This window comes from Clostridium sp. TJA020, from assembly GCF_058310295.1.
On sequence record NZ_JBZEFC010000005.1, the window covers coordinates 19,142 to 36,954 of the forward strand.

The 17,813-nt window shown below is 27.6% G+C and carries 16 protein-coding genes; all 16 read right to left on the reverse strand.

Translation table 11 applies throughout. From position 1 onward, the window contains the following. Window positions 1-2 precede the first annotated feature (2 nt). Window positions 3-299: a sporulation protein YabP gene (gene yabP, locus AC4FQ1_RS08955; RefSeq protein ID WP_303127448.1), complete on the reverse strand. Its 297-nt coding sequence runs from the start codon at window positions 297-299 to the stop codon at window positions 3-5. Window positions 300-390: 91 nt separating this feature from the next. Beyond that, entirely contained in the window at window positions 391-648 is a 258-nt protein-coding gene (locus AC4FQ1_RS08960) for an RNA-binding S4 domain-containing protein (RefSeq protein WP_303127446.1), read from the reverse strand. Between the two features lie 96 nt (window positions 649-744). Continuing rightward, window positions 745-1,020, reverse strand: coding sequence for a non-specific DNA-binding protein Hbs (gene hbs, locus AC4FQ1_RS08965; RefSeq protein ID WP_024614195.1), 276 nt, complete (start codon window positions 1,018-1,020; stop codon window positions 745-747). 233 nt (window positions 1,021-1,253) lie between these two features. Beyond that, window positions 1,254-2,705, reverse strand: a complete 1,452-nt coding sequence (gene yabN / locus AC4FQ1_RS08970) for a bifunctional methyltransferase/pyrophosphohydrolase YabN (RefSeq protein WP_303127443.1) — start codon at window positions 2,703-2,705, stop codon at window positions 1,254-1,256. 20 nt (window positions 2,706-2,725) lie between these two features. Then, complete coding sequence (locus tag AC4FQ1_RS08975) at window positions 2,726-4,261, reverse strand: putative polysaccharide biosynthesis protein (RefSeq protein ID WP_491169500.1); 1,536 nt, start codon at window positions 4,259-4,261, stop codon at window positions 2,726-2,728. Window positions 4,262-4,362: 101 nt separating this feature from the next. Then, complete coding sequence (spoVT, locus tag AC4FQ1_RS08980) at window positions 4,363-4,914, reverse strand: stage V sporulation protein T (RefSeq protein WP_303127439.1); 552 nt, start codon at window positions 4,912-4,914, stop codon at window positions 4,363-4,365. Window positions 4,915-5,052: 138 nt separating this feature from the next. Beyond that, a complete protein-coding gene (locus AC4FQ1_RS08985; protein WP_491169501.1) occupies window positions 5,053-6,087 on the reverse strand; it encodes a peptidylprolyl isomerase in 1,035 nt (344 codons plus the stop codon). Window positions 6,088-6,187: 100 nt separating this feature from the next. Then, a complete protein-coding gene (mfd, locus tag AC4FQ1_RS08990; protein ID WP_491169502.1) occupies window positions 6,188-9,700 on the reverse strand; it encodes a transcription-repair coupling factor in 3,513 nt (1,170 codons plus the stop codon). A gap of 14 nt (window positions 9,701-9,714) precedes the next feature. Beyond that, the gene (gene pth, locus AC4FQ1_RS08995) at window positions 9,715-10,290 is read right to left on the reverse strand and encodes an aminoacyl-tRNA hydrolase (RefSeq protein WP_491169503.1); all 576 of its coding nucleotides are present in this window, start codon (window positions 10,288-10,290) and stop codon (window positions 9,715-9,717) included. A gap of 196 nt (window positions 10,291-10,486) precedes the next feature. Next, the gene (locus AC4FQ1_RS09000; RefSeq protein ID WP_491149168.1) at window positions 10,487-11,554 is read right to left on the reverse strand and encodes a S1C family serine protease; all 1,068 of its coding nucleotides are present in this window, start codon (window positions 11,552-11,554) and stop codon (window positions 10,487-10,489) included. Between the two features lie 14 nt (window positions 11,555-11,568). Beyond that, window positions 11,569-12,987: a sensor histidine kinase gene (locus AC4FQ1_RS09005; RefSeq protein WP_303127426.1), complete on the reverse strand. Its 1,419-nt coding sequence runs from the start codon at window positions 12,985-12,987 to the stop codon at window positions 11,569-11,571. Further along, the gene (locus tag AC4FQ1_RS09010; RefSeq protein WP_024614186.1) at window positions 12,988-13,674 is read right to left on the reverse strand and encodes a response regulator transcription factor; all 687 of its coding nucleotides are present in this window, start codon (window positions 13,672-13,674) and stop codon (window positions 12,988-12,990) included. A gap of 231 nt (window positions 13,675-13,905) precedes the next feature. Next, on the reverse strand, window positions 13,906-14,865 hold the full coding sequence (locus tag AC4FQ1_RS09015; RefSeq protein WP_303127423.1) for a ribose-phosphate diphosphokinase: 960 nt from the start codon (window positions 14,863-14,865) through the stop codon (window positions 13,906-13,908). A 57-nt stretch (window positions 14,866-14,922) separates the two neighbouring features. Beyond that, entirely contained in the window at window positions 14,923-16,293 is a 1,371-nt protein-coding gene (gene glmU, locus AC4FQ1_RS09020) for a bifunctional UDP-N-acetylglucosamine diphosphorylase/glucosamine-1-phosphate N-acetyltransferase GlmU (protein ID WP_491169504.1), read from the reverse strand. A gap of 228 nt (window positions 16,294-16,521) precedes the next feature. Continuing rightward, window positions 16,522-16,794 carry a septation regulator SpoVG gene (gene spoVG / locus AC4FQ1_RS09025; RefSeq protein ID WP_303127419.1) on the reverse strand — a complete coding sequence of 91 codons (273 nt, stop codon included), beginning with the start codon at window positions 16,792-16,794 and terminating at the stop codon, window positions 16,522-16,524. Window positions 16,795-16,905: 111 nt separating this feature from the next. Beyond that, the gene (purR, locus tag AC4FQ1_RS09030) at window positions 16,906-17,724 is read right to left on the reverse strand and encodes a pur operon repressor (RefSeq protein WP_491169505.1); all 819 of its coding nucleotides are present in this window, start codon (window positions 17,722-17,724) and stop codon (window positions 16,906-16,908) included. Window positions 17,725-17,813: the final 89 nt, after the last annotated feature.

A 17,813-nucleotide genomic window follows, 5' to 3' on the forward strand; every position in this document is an offset into this window, starting at 1 on the left:
TTTTATTCCCTACCTATAAGCTTTTTTATGTTTAATTTTTTATGTTTCTTTTTTGCTTTACCTTGATAAATTATACTACTTATATAACCCTCTACAGTTACATCACCATTTTTTACATCTAGTTTATTCATTTTTAGACCTTGACCATTTATTTTTAGCCTTCCAAGTATAGTATTTAAAATTATTTTTTCTTCATCAAAACCTAAAACTTCATCTACACCTGTTAATGAAAGCTTCTTCCTATCTTCAAGTGTCATAAAACTCTTACACAAATTTATAGAATCAGATTTTCTTTCCATTTTATTCTCCTTTAAGATATTATTCTTATTAAAAAATATATGTTTTTATACATATGTATATTCTTAATTAATATCTTATAAAGAGATAAAATTAGTCTATTTCTTCTCCATCTAAAATTCTATACATATCTTTTGCATCTTCTTTTCTTACATGCTCTGCCAAATTAAGGACTTCAGCTTTTAAACTTCTATTTGCAAAAGTTATCTCTATTATGTCACCTTCCTTTAATTTGGTTCCTGATTTTGCAACTTTTCCATTTATAGAAACTCTTCCACCTTCGCAAGCTTCTTTTGCAATTGTTCTTCTTTTTATTAATCTTGAAACCTTTAAATACTTATCTAATCTCACAAAATCACCTTCTTTAATATTATTCCTAAAAATATTATTATAATTCAATAAAGCTTTAATTTATAAAAGAACCCGAGTCTCCTCGGGTTCAAAAAATTATTTATTAACTTTTTCCTTAAACTCTTTACCAGCTTTGAAGACTGGAACAGTTGATGCTGGAATTTTGATTATTTCTTTAGTTCTTGGGTTTCTTCCTTCTCTAGCAGCTCTTTCTCTAGTTTCGAAAGTTCCGAATCCAACTAATTGAACTCTTTCTCCATTTTCTAAAGCTTCTTCAACACTTTCTATGAATGCTTTTAAAGCTAATTCTGCGTCTTTTTTAGTTAACTTTGACTTTTCAGCCATGCTAGTAATTAATTCTGCTTTATTCACAATTACATCCTCCTTAAATAACTAGTTATATATTTATAGTAGTAACTAATTCTTTTATGTACTACACTTACATTATCTTATTATATTATTACTTTTTACTCTCGTCTACACTCAATGAATAAATATTTATATATTTTTGTAAAAAAAAGCAAATTAAATACATTATCTTGGAAATATAGAATTTCATTGAATTATATATTCTACAAAGTCTTTAAAATTCCTTCTAAAATTACTTATAATTCTTGTTTTTTAGCTTCATTCCAAAGCTCATCCATTTCCTGTAATGTCATTTCTTTTAATGTTTTATTATTTTTAAGCGCAGCACTTTCTATATAACTAAATCTTTTTATAAACTTATCTATTGTTTTATTTAACGCTTCCTCTTCATTTACCTCTAAAAATCTTGAAACATTAACGCAAGCAAATAGTAAGTCTCCTACTTCTTCTGTTATTCTATCCTTATCTTTAGTATTATATACTTCTAATACTTCATTTAACTCTTCTATAACCTTCTTTGAGGCATCCTCTACATTATCCCAATCAAAACCAACTTTTCTTGCTTTATTTTGTATCTTATGAGCTCTTATTAAAGCTGGTAATGCTTTAGCTACCCCTTCTAATTCCTGTGTAACTGTCTCAAAGCCTTTTTCTTCTTTTTTTATTTCATCCCAACTTTTTTCTACTTCACTTGATGTATCTATATTCTCTTCACCAAATATATGTGGATGTCTTTCTATCATTTTATTATATATTCCTAAAACTACATCATTGAAATCAAAGTATCCATCTTCTTTACCTATTGATGAATGGAATATTACATGTAATAAAACATCTCCTAACTCTTCTATTAATGCATCATCATCTTCTTTTTCAATTGCGTCTTTTACTTCATAACTCTCTTCAACTATGGCGTCTTTTAAGCTTTCATGAGTTTGTTCTCTATCCCAAGGACAACCATCATCTCCTCTTAATGTATCTATAAGAGCAATTAAATCATTTATATCTTTTTTATTATTTAAATCTTTAGGTATATAAAGTGAAGTTAAGTAATCTATATCCTCTTGCATATCTAACTCATATATTGGTATTTTTCTTATACTTTCAAGACCTTCTATTCCTGCTGCTCTTACATAAATTATTTCAGTTTCATCATCATAACATTCTAATAACTTAAGTTTAACTTCTGATGCTATAAAAGGATTATAAACTTGTGTTATTATAGTTCCTATTCTCTTATCTAATATTTGATTATTTATATCAAATGCATCAATAATCTTTAGTCCTTCTATAGGATCTATTTTTAATCTATCCATCATAGCATCGACAAAACTAACTGCAGGCAAAATTTCATATTCTATATTTTCTTTATCACAAAGTTCCATAATGTTTGATACTGACTTTTCTGCAACTAAAGGGTGTCCTGGTACTGCATAAACAACATCGCCAAATTCTTTATAAACTTTTATTAAATCTTCTGCTATATTTTTATAAACTTCATCAAAACTTTTACTACTATCATAAAAATGATCATAAGTGTTAAATTTTATATTTTTTGACTTTATAAAATCAACTGTTGGATGAATTTCTGTTCTAAAATATATGTTTTTACTTTCTTCTAAAACTCTTAAAGCACCTACTGTAAGTGCATCACTTGCTCCTGGTCCTAAACCAACTATTTTAATCATTAGGTATTTCTCCTTTTTTATTATTTTTTGTAAATTCTGTTTCTTACCTCATTAACATCAAAAACTTTCATTACAACTATTAAGGCCATATATATTATAATACCTAAAAATACTGATATTAAGCAAGATAGACCATTGCTCATTGTATAAATTAATATTTTATCATATGAAACTAAAACTAATATAGACATTATAAATGATGCTAATGTTGGCTTTATTACATTATTTATTATATCTATTCTAGTTTTTAAAGTTATCTTTAATAATATTACATTTAATGCTGTTGTAGTTATATATGCAGCTATACTTGCTATAACAGCACCATATATATTTAATTCTGATATTGGAACTAATTTTATAGTTAAAATTAATTTTATTAAACATCCTATAAAAAGATTTACTACTGGCAATATATATTTTCCAACACCTTGAAGGATTGCTGTAGTAGTCTGAGTTAATATTATAAATGGAATTGTTAAAGATAAATATTTAAGTATTTCAAAACCTTCAAATCTTCCTGGAAATATAAGTTTCATTATAGGTTCTGCCATAAAAAACATTCCAAACATACATGGTATGGCTATTACTGTTGATATTTTAATTGCAAGGTTAGTCTTATTTTCCACATTTTTTCTTCTCCTTAGTATAAATTCTTCTGCAATTATAGGAATTAAAGAAATAGATAATGCCATAGATAATGTCATTGGTATATTTACAATAACAGACGCTTTCCCTGTAAGTTGTGCATATAAAATATTTGCTTCACTTCTTATAATTCCAGCTTCTAAAAGTTTTTGTGGTATGAATATAGAATCTATCAAACTCATTATTGTACCAACAGTTGCTCCCAATGATATCGGAATTGCAATCTTTAATATTTTACTCATTATGTCTATATCACTTTTTACTTTTTTAATACCAAATTGCTTTTTTACTTTTATATATTTTATATATAAATATCCTCCTGCAAGTAAACCTCCTGCTGCTGCACCAAATGCTGCACCCCCTGCCGCAAATTCTATTCCTTTTGGTAAAAATAATACAGCTAGTCCAACACCGAATATAACTCTACCAACTTGTTCTAATATTTGTGATACTGCTGATGGAGTCATATTTTGAAGCCCTTGAAAAAATCCTCTAAATATTGTCATTATTGAAATTATAAGTGGTGCAAATGATATTCCTATTATTGAATAATAAGCTTTAGGATCCCATTCAACAAATTTTATTATGAAATCTGCAAAGAAAAACAAGAAAAAGCTTGTACCTGCTCCCAATATAAGCATCATATAGGTTGATTCTTTTACAACCTTAAAACTGCCTTCTATATCTCCTATAGCATTATTTTCAGAAACTATCTTAGATATAGCCACCGGAACTCCAGATGCTATAGCTACAAAAAACATATATAAAGGATATGACATTTGATAAAAGGCAATTCCTTCATCTCCTATTAACATAATAAGAGGCCATCTAAAAAAAACACCTAAAAACCTTGCAAATATTCCTGCTGTACCTAATATTATACTTCCCTTTATTAAGGATTGTTTCTTCATAAAATACCTCCAAACTTTTGATTTACTAATAATAATTATTGTAAGTTCAGAGGCATTATTACTATTTATTCATTATTTTAACTAAATTTATAATATGTTTTTTATTGTTCCATTTGTTTTCCTAAAAATGCTGCTGCTGTTTCAGATAATTTTAGTTCTAATTCACCTAAAGTTTCACCTGATTTTTTTGATAGAATTATTACAGCACCAATTGCATCTCCTTCAGCTATAATTGGCGCAACAACTTGTGATGTCATTTCTGAAGTATCTTCATCACTATGTAAAGGAATTAATTTTTGTCCTCCTTCTCCTAATAAAACTGGTTTTCTAGCATCCATTATTGCTTCAAGTTCATTGCTTATTTTTCTATCTATATAATCCTTTTTAGGTACACCACTTGCTGAAATAAATGCGTCCTTATCGCTTATTAAAACTATATGACCTATTGATTGTTGTAAGCTTTCAGCATATTCTTTTGAGAAATCTGTAAGTTCTCCAATTGGTGAATATTTTTTAAGAATTACTCCTCCTTCTCTATCTGTAAATATCTCAAGTGGATCTCCTTCTCTTATTCTTAAAGTTCTTCTAATTTCTTTTGGTATAACTACTCTACCTAAATCATCTATACGTCTTACAATTCCTGTAGCTTTCATTTTATATTTAACCTCCTTAATAAAATACTGTTAAATTTAGTAACATTATTAGTATTTGACTATATAGAAATTTTATGCACTTATATCCATTATTTAAACAAAAAGGACACCTAAAATTAGGTGTCCTTTTTACAACATTTAGTTTTTTTGTTCTATTTTATCTTCGTAAACTTTAACTCCAAGTTCATCTTTCCACTTCTTAAGAGTGTCTGTATAAGCTTTATTCTTTTTACTTTGATCTAATTGTTGTTTAATTGAATCTTTTACTTTATCAAATGGTATTACTTCTGCCTTGCTTTTAACATTTTCTACTTTTATTAAATGGTATCCAAACTGTGTTTTTACAGGTTGTGATATTTCACCATCTTTAAGTTTCTTCATAGCAGCCATAAATGTTTTATCATATTGTTGTGAATCATAATCTATATAACCTAATGATCCACCTGTTGATTTTGTTGCATCAATATTATATTTAGCTGCCATATCCGCAAATTTAGCTTTTCCTGAAACTATATCTTCTCTTATCTTCTTTATAGTTTTCTCAGCATCTTTTCCATCAGCTATTATTATTTGATATACATCAGCACCAGGTTTTATTGTATATGTTGTTGCTTTATTTTCATCATAATATTTCTTCACATCAGCATCTGTAACTTTTACATCTTTATATATATGATTTTCAATAACATTTCCTACTATAACACGTTCTTTTAAATTTTCTTTTAATTCATTTTCATCCTTATAGCCACTTGCTTCATAAGCCTGTTTAAATTCTTCTTCTGTTTTATAACCTTTTTTCATTTCTTTTAGTTCAGAGTCTACTTTTTTATTTATTTCTTCATCTGACATCCATTTGTTCTTTTCAGATTCAGTAATCATAACCTTTTGATCTACAAGACTTTCTAATGCACTTTTTTGTAATTGTAATAACATTGACTTTGCTTGTTCATTATTTTGTAAGTTATCACCATATTGTTGTTTTAATTGTTGATAATACATACTTCCTTCAACAACCTTTTCAACTTCACCTCTTGTTATTTTTTGATCTCCAACCTTTGCTAAGGTTTCATTTTTTATTGCTTCAGGAGTTTTTTGTATCATGTTACATCCAGTAAATACCATGCTTGATATTGCAACTAAACCTAAAGCTACAATTCTTTTAATTCTACCCACTAACTTTCCCTCGCTTTACTATTTATTATAAAGTACCTAATTGTTAAAATTTCACTGTTTTTAGTATAACATATTATTTATTAAGTTCAATTATATAGAATTAAGTATTTATTACTTTTAATATGTTATTTAACATATTTTTAAAGAATGGTAATATTTCCTCTTTCTTGAATCCATTTTGCTTGAACTGAAATTCAGGTATATTGCCAAACTTAAGTATTACATTATCTTTATATTTATCTATTAATATTTTAAATACTTCCTTATGTTCTTTATCGCCTTCTTCAAATTTAAAGAATATTCCTTTTGGCGTTTCTTTTATTTCTTCTATATTAAGTTGCTTAGCTTTACTCTTTATATAAGCTATATCCATTAAATTATAAACTGAATCTGGAATATCTGAATATCTATCCTCTAATTCATCTTTAATTTCCATGTATTCTTCATAACTTTCAATAGCTGCAATTTTTTTATAAACTTCAATCTTTTGATTTTCATCTGATATAAACGTTCCTGGAATATATGCATCAACTTTAATATCAACAGTAGTTTCAACTGGTTCTTTTGTAATCTCACCTTTTATAATTTTTATTGTATCTTCAAGCATTCTACAATATAAATCATAACCTATAGTAGCCATATGACCATGTTGAGCTGAACCCATCATGTTTCCGGCACCTCTTATTTCTAAATCTCTCATAGCTATTTTAAATCCAGATCCAAGTTCAGTAAAATCCTTTAGTGCCTTAAGCCTCTTTTCAGCTACTTCTGTTAATATTTTATCCTTAGTATATAAAAGATAAGCATAAGCTATCTTATTAGATCTCCCAACTCTACCTCTTAATTGATATAATTGTGAAAGCCCCATCTTATCTGCATCAAATACTATTATAGTATTTACATTTGGTATATCTATACCAGTTTCTATTATGGTAGTACATACTAACACATCATACTTTTTATCCATAAAGTCCATCATTTCTTTTTCTAGTTGTCTTTCTGTCATTCTACCATGGGCAAACGTTACTTTACTTTCTGGAACTAATTCTTTTATATAATTTGCCATGCTTTCAATACTTTCAACACGATTATAAACAAAGAATACTTGCCCTCCTCTGTTCATTTCTCTAAGTATAGCATCTCTTATAAGTTGATCATTTTGTTCTATAACATAAGTTTGAACCGGATATCTTTCTTCAGGAGGTGTTTCTATTACAGAAATATCACGAGCACCTGTTAATGACATATGAAGAGTTCTTGGTATTGGTGTTGCACTTAATGTAAGAACATCAACATTCTTCTTTAATTCTTTTATTTTTTCTTTTTGTTTAACTCCAAACCTTTGCTCTTCATCTATTATTAAAAGACCTAAGTCTTTAAATTGAATATCTTTTGCTACTAATTTATGAGTTCCAACTAATATATCAACATTTCCTTCTTTTGCTGCTTGTATCGTAGCTTTTTGTTCTTTTGCAGTTCTAAATCTACTTATCATATCAATTTTTATTGGAAAATCTGAAAATCTTTTAATCATATTCTTATAATGTTGTTCTGCAAGTATAGTTGTTGGTACTAAAAATGCAACTTGCTTTCCATCCATAACAGCTTTAAATGCTGCCCTTAAAGCAACTTCAGTTTTTCCATATCCTACATCTCCACAAAGAAGTCTATCCATTGATTTTACAGATTCCATATCACTTTTTATTTCTGAAAGTGATGTAAGTTGATCTGGTGTTTCTTCATAAGGAAACTCATCTTCAAATTGTCTTTGCCACTCTGTGTCTTTACTAAATTTATAACCTTTTAAAGTAGCCCTAGTTGCATAAAGTTTCACTAAATCTTTAGCTATTTCATTTATTGATTGTTTAACTTTACTCTTAGCCTTTTGCCACTCTGTTCCACCAAGTTTATTTACCTTAGGAGTCTTTCCTTCAGTTCCTATATACTTTTGTATAAGGTCAAGTTGGTCAACAGGAACATATAGCTTATCGCCCTTTTGATAAACTATATCCAAATAATCTCTCTTATTTCCCGCTACTTCTATTTGTTTAATTCCTTTATAAACACCAACTCCGTGATTTGCATGAACTACATAATCACCTATTTTCAATTCAGTAAATGAATTTATTTTAGCTATACCCTTTTTAACCTTTTTCTTTTTAGGGATTTTTCGTTTCGCCTCCCCAAATACTTCTTTATCTGATATTACACATAACTTTTCATCAGGAAATTCAAATCCCTTAAGAAGATTTCCAAAAGTAATTACGACTTCCCCACAAGATATTTTATCAACGTTATCCTTATAAACGCTTTCAATTTCTCTATCTCTTAAAGTTTCTACTAATCTTTCTCCTCTAGTTCTTGTTCCTGAAAGAATTAAGCTTTTAAAGCCTTTACTCTTTTTATCTTTTATATCATCTATAAGTAAATCTAACTGTCCTTGATAATTGTGAAGTGTTATTTGAGACATATTTATTATAGAACGAGGCTTTAGTATATCTCTAACCTTTTTAAAGGTATCCATAGTTATTAATTTACATTCATCGAACTTACCTAAAACTTCACTATAATCTAAAAGTAATTCAGAATGTTTAGGAAGTATATTTCCCTTTTGAAGAAACATTGAAAAGTTTTCTCTAAATTCACTATAAGTACCTTCTAACTTTCCAAGAGACCTTGTTGTATCATCAATTACGAAATTATATCCTTTAAAATAATCAAATAAACTTTCTAATTTTTCATAAAAAAATGGAAGATATGAATCTATAGTTTCAAAACTTGAAGTTTGAATTAAAGATTCTAAGTTTCTATTTATTATTTCTTTTAATTTTTCCTTACTATCTTTATTTTTATTATTTTCTAAAGCTTTATTCAACTCTTTTATTAAAGTACTTTTAGCATAATCTATAACATTATCATCTATTATTATTTCTTTAGCAGGAAAAATACTAACTTTATCAACCTTATCTATACTTCTTTGAGATTCCACATTAAATCTTCTAATAGAATCTATTTCATCTCCAAATAACTCTATTCTATAAGGATAAATTGAATCTGGAGGGTATACATCAAGAATTCCACCTCTTAAAGCAAACTCACCTTTTCCTTCAACCATTTCAACTCTTTCATACCCGCCTTCAACAAGCAATCTATTTATATCATTAAAATCCACTTCATTATTTATTGATAATTCTATTTTATGATTTTCATAATATTCTCTTGGAGTATAGCTTGCTGCAAAAGATTCTATGGATGTAACTATTATTTTCTTCTTTTTATTTAATATTTCTTTTATTACCTTAAGTCTAGCCCATCTTAAATCACCTGAGATAGCATCTATATTATAAAAAACAACCTCTCTTACAGGGAAATAATAAACTTCTGTTGTATAAAAACTTAAGTCTTCATATAAATTTTTTGCTTCTATATCACTGTTTGTAACTATAACTAAAGACTCATTAGAACTTTCAAATATAGCATTCATTAAATATGTTCTACCAGATTCTGATAGTCCATATATCCCTAATGGAAACTTTTTATTATTTATATTTTCTTTTATTTCATTAAATTTTTTACTTTCAATTAAGGGCTCCATTAACCCCTCTAATCTCATTTTATACACCATCCTTAAATACTTTTTTTAGCTTTAAATCCATTATATTTATTCATAGCTGAGCTTATATTACTTTTTATTATTTCATCTACAGCAAGCTTAGTAACATCTAAACTTTCTTCTAAAACTTCTCTTTCTTCTTTTGAAAAATTTCCTAAAACATGATTTATTAAATCTCCTTTAGGTTGTCCCACTCCTATTTTAATTCTTGAAAATTTATCAGTGCCTAAATGTGATATTATATTTTTTATTCCGTTATGTCCCCCAGCACTTCCCTTTTCTCTTATTCTTATCTTACCTACATCTAAACTTATATCATCATATAAAACTATAATATCCTCATTTGTAAGTTTATAAAAATCAAGTATTTCCCTGACACATTCTCCACTTAAATTCATAAATGTTGAAGGCTTAATTAAAATTACCTTTTCTCCTTCAATAAATCCTTCTCCATAAACCCCTTTAAATTTTTTCCTGTTTATATCTATATTATACTTATTAGCTATATAATCTACACTATCAAAACCAATATTATGTCTAGTATTTTCGTACTTTTCACCTATATTTCCAAGTCCTACTATTATGAACATTTTATCTCCTCTTTCTAAACTACTTATATTTTATAATCTTCTACAATAAAAATTTATTTATTCAAATACCTATTAAATATTATACTAAATTTTGATAATAAAAAAAGCGTACTATAAATTTCAAAATATATTAAAAAAATATTAAAAGGAGTAAGCTTATGATTATACTATAATCACTCGCTATACTCCTTTTAAATTATAGATTTATAGTTATCTTTTCTATCTCACCGTTTCTTAGTATCTTAAATTTTATATTACCCTTATACTTATCATCTTTAAGTACTTTTATCAAATCATCATAAGATAAAATTTTAGTATCATTAGCAGTTAATATTATGTCTGTTGGCTTAAGCCCACCTTTTTGAGCATTACTATCAGTTATTACATCTTTTATGTAAAAACCTTTTTTATACTCATTGCTAACATTTACCTCAACACCACGTATTCCTATAAGATCTTCTTTTTTTATTATACTATTTAAAGATTTTTTTATCATGTCTATACTAGATGCAAAATATAATCCATCTTTGTTAAATTCTTGAGTTAAGTATCTACTATTTAAGCCTACTAATTCTCCTTTAGAGTTACAAAGTACTCCCCCAAAATTTTCTTCATTCATAACAGCATTTGTTTGTATTATAGAACAATATTCATCATTCATTTTAATTTTATGATTTGTAGATGTTATGATCCCTGAAGTAATTAGACCTATATAATTATTGCTTAAAGAATTTCCTATTGCATAGACACTTTCACCTTCTTTTATTGAGCTAGAACTAGCTAATGAAATTGGTGTTAATCCATTTGCAGATATTTTTATTAATGCCATATCTGCCTCTTTATTATATCCAATTAAAGTACCCTTAAGCGGTTTTACTCCTTTTGCTGGTATATCTATAAATATTTCTTTATAATCCTTAATCTTTTCATAAGAAGTAATTATCAATCCACCACTATCAACAACTATTCCAGTTGAATTTTTTTGAGATACCTTTGATGAGGTAGCATCATCATAATTTTCTCCTATAGTTACTAAAGATGGCGCAACTTTGCTTATAACTCCACTTAAATTATTTTGTTCTAACACACTTTCAATCTTTTTATCAATAATTTTATTTATACTATTCATAGCATATGCAACTGATAGTGAAGTAGTTATTACTATAATTAATATTATTACTAATGCTATAATAATTTTTTTCTTAGTTACAACAACTTTTTTACTTTTTATATTTATTTTACCCTTATCATTCTTATTCTTCATAAATATCACCAAAATTATTTCTTGATTAAAGTAAATGTAAACATAACACCAGTATCTTTATAGTTTTCGACCCAAATATCTTCACCATGTTCTGTAAGAATTAACCTTACTATAGATAATCCAAGCCCTGTACTTACTTTGTTAGTTCTTGATACATCTGCTTTATAGAATCTATCCCAAATCTTTATTAATTGCTCCTTAGTTAATAACTCACCATCATTATAAATGCTCACAAGCACTCTATCACCTTTGGATTTCGTGTTTATTCTTATATTACCATTTTCATAAGAATATTTTATTGCATTATCTATTAAGTTTGTTACTACTTGTGTTATTTTATCATTATCTCCAATTACATATTGATGTTCCTGCTCTAAAACAACATCAACATTTAATCCTTTTTTATTTATAGCACTTTCAAATTTAGTAATTGTGTACCTTAACATATTACTTATATCAATTTCTTGTTTATTAAGCTTTATTTTTCCTGATTCTAAAGCTGATATATCTAACAAATCATTTATTAATCTTGATAACCTATCAGTTTCTTCATATACAATTTTTAAATAATATCCTTCTTTATCTCTCGGAATTACACCATCTAATATTCCTGATATAAATCCTTTTATTGAGGTTATAGGTGATCTTAATTCATGTGATACATTTGATATAAAAGCTCTCCTATTATCATCAACTGTTTGAAGAGATTGTGCCATTATATTAAATGATTCTGCAAGTTCTCCTATTTCATTATTTTGATTAATATTAAGTCTTTCATTAACTCCACCTTTAGATATTCTTCTTGCTGCTGCAGTTATTTCATCTATAGGCTTTATTAAAGATTTTTTACTGTAAAAGTACACAAATATACCACCAATAATTATTACAATTAAAGCAGTTATCCATATAATTTTATTTATTTTAATTATAGGAGATAACATACTATCAGTCGGAATAACCATTATTATTACTCCGCTAAAATAATCTTTATTAAAAATAGGCTTTAAATATACATAATTATTTTGAGATGCACTTTTTACATTTCCATATTCTATAGACTTCCCTTGCTTCAACACATCCATATCTTCTTTAGGAATTCCTGCATTAGAAAACTTATAATTTTCATATCCACTATTAGAAACAGCATATGTATATCCTAGATTATCTGTAACTAATATTTCTGCATCTATAGTTTTGCTTACAAAGTTCATTACATTATTTAACGTTGTTAAGTTTGAACTTTTATCCAAAGATAAATAAGCTATGGCTGCACTTTCTATTATGTTACTTTCTCTATTTAATTGCTCTTTCTTTTGATCAAAATAAGTTTGTCTAATCCATAAAGATAAAACTCCTGCTACTATTACAAGCGCGATTACTACTATTAATGTGAATGTTATTATAAGCCTATATGCTAAGCTATGCTTTTTCATCTATTTCACCTCAAATTTATAGCCAACCCCCCAAACTGTTTCAATTTGCCAAGTATCTCCTGAATGTAACTTTTCTCTTAATCTCTTAACGTGAACATCAACAGTTCTTGAGTCTCCTGGATAATCATATCCCCAAACTTCACATAATAATTGTTCTCTTGTGAAAACTCTATTTTTATTACATGCTAAATAATATAATAGTTCAAATTCTTTAGGTGGCATTTTAATTTCATTATTCTTGTAAATTACTCTATATGAATTTGCATCTATTGTTAAATCATTATATTGGATTACTTCTTTATTTGTATTATCTGCTGTATATCTTCTCATTACAGCTTTTACTCTTGCAAGTAATTCTTTTGGTTCAAATGGTTTAACTATGTAATCGTCAGCACCAAGTTCTAAAGCTAAAACCTTATCAAATGTATCTCCTTTTGCTGTAAGCATTATTACTGGAGTTGTACCTTCTTTTCTTATCCATTTTAAAACATCTATTCCGTCTATGTTTGGTATCATAACGTCTAAAAGAACTATATCCGGTTTATAGTCTAAAAATATTTCTTCTGCTTCTTTACCATTATGTGCAACTCTTGTATCGTATCCAGCACTTTTTACATACATATTTATTACTTCACAAATATTTTCATCATCATCAACTATTAATACTTTACCTAAAACACCTTCCATGTCTTAATACCTCCACATTTTAACTTATTAAATATTTATTGCTTAATTAATTTAAAAATTAACTAACAATTATAAATTTATCATTTTTTCACAGTTTTTAATATAGTTTCATATAAAAGTTACAATTTGTTAACTGTAATATTTCATTATTATATAAATAGTTATAAAACAAAACCTCCAGATTTATCTAGAGGTTTTCTTTATGTATATTATGTATTAATACATTAACTATTATGCTTCAAATAATTTGCTTATTGGTTCATTATTATATATTCTTTTTATAGCTTCTGCAAATATAGGAGCAACTGATATTGATTTAAATTTTTTCTTATCAATATTCTCTGGAAGTTTTATTGTATTTAACATTACTAATTCTTCAATTGCTGAATTATTTATTCTTTCAAATGCCGGTCCTGATAAAACCCCATGAGTACAACATGCATATACATTTTTTGCGCCTAAATCTTTTAGCGCATTTGCTGCATTTGTTATAGTTCCTGCTGTATCTATCATATCATCTATTAATATACATCTTTTTCCTTCAACATCTCCAATAATATTCATTATCTCGGATACGTTTGCCTTAGGTCTTCTTTTATCTATTATTGCTATTGGTGCATGTAATCTATCTGCAAATTTTCTGGCTCTAGTTACACTTCCAAGATCAGGAGACACAACAACAACATCATCTTGATCTATTAATCCTTTATCTACAAAATACTTTGAAAGTATTGGTGAACCTACTAAATGATCAACAGGTATATTAAAGTACCCTTGAATTTGAGCAGCATGTAAATCCATAGTTAAAACTCTATGAGCTCCTGCTGTTGTAAGTAAATCCGCTACCAATTTTGCAGTTATTGGATCTCTTGATTTTGCTTTTCTATCTTGTCTTGCATATCCATAGTATGGAATAACAGCTGTTATTCTTCCTGCTGATGCTCTTTTAAATGCATCAATCATTATAAGTAATTCCATTAAGTTATTATTTACAGGTGAACAAGTTGATTGAACTATAAATACGTCAGCACCTCTTACTGTCTCACCTATATTTACTGATATCTCTCCATCACTAAAAGTACCTACATCGCCCGCACCTACTTCTAGCCCTAATATTTTTGCAATTTCTTGCGCTAATTCTGGGTGTGAGTTTCCTGTGAATATTTTAATATTCTTTCCATGACTTAACATAATTAATGAAGACCTCCTCAAATTTAGCTCTTTTATATATAAATAAATTTTTATTGATTACTTCTTTAATCCCTTTTTCTCTACCCATCCTGATATATTTCTTTGCTTAGCTCTAGCTATTGCAAGTTCACCTTCATTAACATCATTAGTTATTGTTGAACCTGCTGCAATATAAGTATTATCTTTAACAGTTACTGGTGAAACTAAATTTGTGTTACATCCAATAAAACTATTATTTCCAATTACTGTTTTATTCTTAACTTTTCCATCATAGTTTACTACAACAGTACCACATCCAAAGTTACATCCTGAACCAACTTCAGCATCTCCAATATAAGTTAAATGTGATACTTTAGTTCCATCACCAATTGTAGATTTTTTAATTTCTACAAAATCCCCTATTCTAGCTTTTGAACCAATCTTACTTTCTGGTCTTATATATGCAAATGGTCCAACAGTAGTATTTTCTCCTACTTCACTATCTAATATTGCTGAAGATTCTACAGTAACACCTTCGTTTATTATACTATCTTTAATTCTACAATTTTGCATTATCATACAGTTTGAACCTATTTTAGTATTTCCCTCTAATATAGTTCCTGGATATATAATTGTATCTTTTTCTATTTCAACATCTATTCCTATGTATGTTGATTTTGGATCTATTAACGTTACACCATTATTAAGATGTTTTAAATTAATTCTATTTCTTAATATTTCTTCTGCTTCTGCAAGTTGAACTCTTGAATTAACTCCTATAGTATCCTCATAATCAGTAACTAGTGCCCCAACCTTTTTTCCTTCTTCTTTAAGAATTCCTATTACATCTGTAAGATAATATTCACCTTGTGTATTATTATTTGAAAGCTTATCTAATGAATTAACTAAATCTTCTATGTCAAAACAATACATTGCTGCATTCATTTCATTTACTAATAATTCATCTTCATTGCAGTCTTTATGTTCAACAATTTTTAAAACATATCCTTCATCATCTCTTATTATTCTTCCATAGCCTGTTGGGTCTTCAACTATAGCACTTAATAAAGTTGCTGAATTTCCATTTGATTCATGTGTTTTTATTAATTCTTCTATTGTTGATTCTTTTGTTAGCGGTGCATCACCAGCAAATACTACTACAGTTCCTTTTTTTCCTTTTAAGAATTCAGCTGCGCATTTAACTGCATGTCCTGTTCCTAATTGCTCTTCTTGTAATGAATAAGAAACTTTTCTATCATTAGTTTGTTCTTTAACTAACTCTGCTCCTTTTCCTATAATTACATTTACATCATTGATATTTGCTTTTCTCATATTATCTATAACGTGATTTACCATTTCTTTGCCACAAACCTTATGTAAAACCTTAGGTAAATCTGACTTTATTCTAGTACCTTGACCAGCTGCAAGTATTAATGCACATTTATACATTTTACCACCTCTATTAATTACTTATATTTAACCCGATTTTTTATAGTATTATATTTTAGTACATTTTAATTCTATTTTATTATATTTCAACAAACTAACTATTTCAACTTAGATAACAATACAATAAAACTTATAATATATGTATATTGTTTTATTATCCTTTATAATATTCTTATTTCAGTAAGTTACAAAAAAATAAAAGGGAAAATCCCTTTTATTTTTAATAAATTATTCCGCTATTTCTTCTGATAAAGCTTTATCATACGCTTCAAGAATAGCTCTTTGTATTACGTCCCTTGCCTCGCTGTTTATAGGATGTGCTATATCCTTAAACTCACCATCTGGTGTTTTTCTGCTTGGCATAGCAATAAATAACCCATTTTGCCCTTCAATAACCTTAATGTCATGAACTACAAATTGATCATCAAAAGTAACTGATACTATTGCTTTCATCTTCCCATCTGTAGCTATCTTTCTGATTCTAACGTCTGTAATTTGCATTGACCACACCTCCAGTTGCCTTTATGATATTATAAATTCTCCATACATTGGCAATATCCTCTTTTATTTGGTAAATTTTTAAATTTATTATTGGTGTGGTAAATTATTTATCTATTTTTCAAATATCTTAGAAGGACGTATATCAACTATTGATGATTCATTTACTGAATGTAATTCAACTATTGATATATATTCATCAATAAGTTTCTTTTTAGCTTCTTTATTATCAACTAAAACTCCTATTCCAACTAATTCACTATCAAATTCTTTTAAAAGATCCTTTATTCCAAGTGCAGTTCCCCCACCTTTCATAAAATCATCAATGAATACACATTTTGAATTACTTTTCATTGATTTTTTAGATAATGACATTTGTTGGAGCTTCCCACTAGTACCTGACACATAATTAATTGTCATAGTTGTTCCTTCTGTAAATTGGTTGTCCCTTCTTGCAATAACAAGTTGAACTCCTAAATTTCTAGCAACTTCATATGCTAATGGAATTCCCTTTGTCTCTACTGTAATTACATAATCAATATCCATATTTTCAAACCAAGAAGAAAGTATTGTTCCAGCTTTACTTATTATTTCAGGATTATACATTAAATCTGTCATATATATTATATTTCCCGGAACCACTCTTCCATCATCTTTTAACAAATCGCAAAGGCTTAAAGCAAATTCCTTTCCTTTTGATACACTTGTTTCAGGTATATATCTTATACCTCCTGCAGCACCAGCTATGGTTTCAACTCTTCCCATTTCAAACTTTGCTAATGTTTCTCTAACTATAACTATATCTTCACTTATAGTTGATTTTGCTGCATTTAATAACTCTGAAAATTTATTTAATCCGATAATTTTATTCGGATTTTCTATTAGTATCTTTGTAATTACAACAACTCTACTATTTCTACTTAACTTTTCCATGAAAACCACCTGCATCTTAATAATTATTCGAATTTATACGAATTATATCATAATTTTTCACTCTCAATATTCATATTTTATTCTATATT

Excerpts from the sequence above, each read along its gene's own strand:
- pth (WP_491169503.1), bottom strand. The coding sequence starts at position 10,290 with ATGTTCATAATAGTAGGACTTGGAAATATAGGTGAAAAGTACGAAAAT.
- purR (WP_491169505.1), bottom strand. The coding sequence starts at position 17,724 with ATGGAAAAGTTAAGTAGAAATAGTAGAGTTGTTGTAATTACAAAGATA.
- yabP (WP_303127448.1), bottom strand. The coding sequence starts at position 299 with ATGGAAAGAAAATCTGATTCTATAAATTTGTGTAAGAGTTTTATGACA.
- AC4FQ1_RS09010 (WP_024614186.1), bottom strand. The coding sequence starts at position 13,674 with ATGGAAGGTGTTTTAGGTAAAGTATTAATAGTTGATGATGATGAAAAT.
- spoVT (WP_303127439.1), bottom strand. The coding sequence starts at position 4,914 with ATGAAAGCTACAGGAATTGTAAGACGTATAGATGATTTAGGTAGAGTA.
- AC4FQ1_RS09000 (WP_491149168.1), bottom strand. The coding sequence starts at position 11,554 with ATGAAGAATAAGAATGATAAGGGTAAAATAAATATAAAAAGTAAAAAA.
- AC4FQ1_RS09005 (WP_303127426.1), bottom strand. The coding sequence starts at position 12,987 with ATGAAAAAGCATAGCTTAGCATATAGGCTTATAATAACATTCACATTA.
- AC4FQ1_RS08975 (WP_491169500.1), bottom strand. The coding sequence starts at position 4,261 with ATGAAGAAACAATCCTTAATAAAGGGAAGTATAATATTAGGTACAGCA.
- mfd (WP_491169502.1), bottom strand. The coding sequence starts at position 9,700 with ATGAGATTAGAGGGGTTAATGGAGCCCTTAATTGAAAGTAAAAAATTT.
- yabN (WP_303127443.1), bottom strand. The coding sequence starts at position 2,705 with ATGATTAAAATAGTTGGTTTAGGACCAGGAGCAAGTGATGCACTTACA.
- AC4FQ1_RS09015 (WP_303127423.1), bottom strand. The coding sequence starts at position 14,865 with ATGTTAAGTCATGGAAAGAATATTAAAATATTCACAGGAAACTCACAC.
- spoVG (WP_303127419.1), bottom strand. The coding sequence starts at position 16,794 with ATGCAAATTACAGACGTTAGAATCAGAAAGATAGCTACAGATGGGAAG.
- glmU (WP_491169504.1), bottom strand. The coding sequence starts at position 16,293 with ATGTATAAATGTGCATTAATACTTGCAGCTGGTCAAGGTACTAGAATA.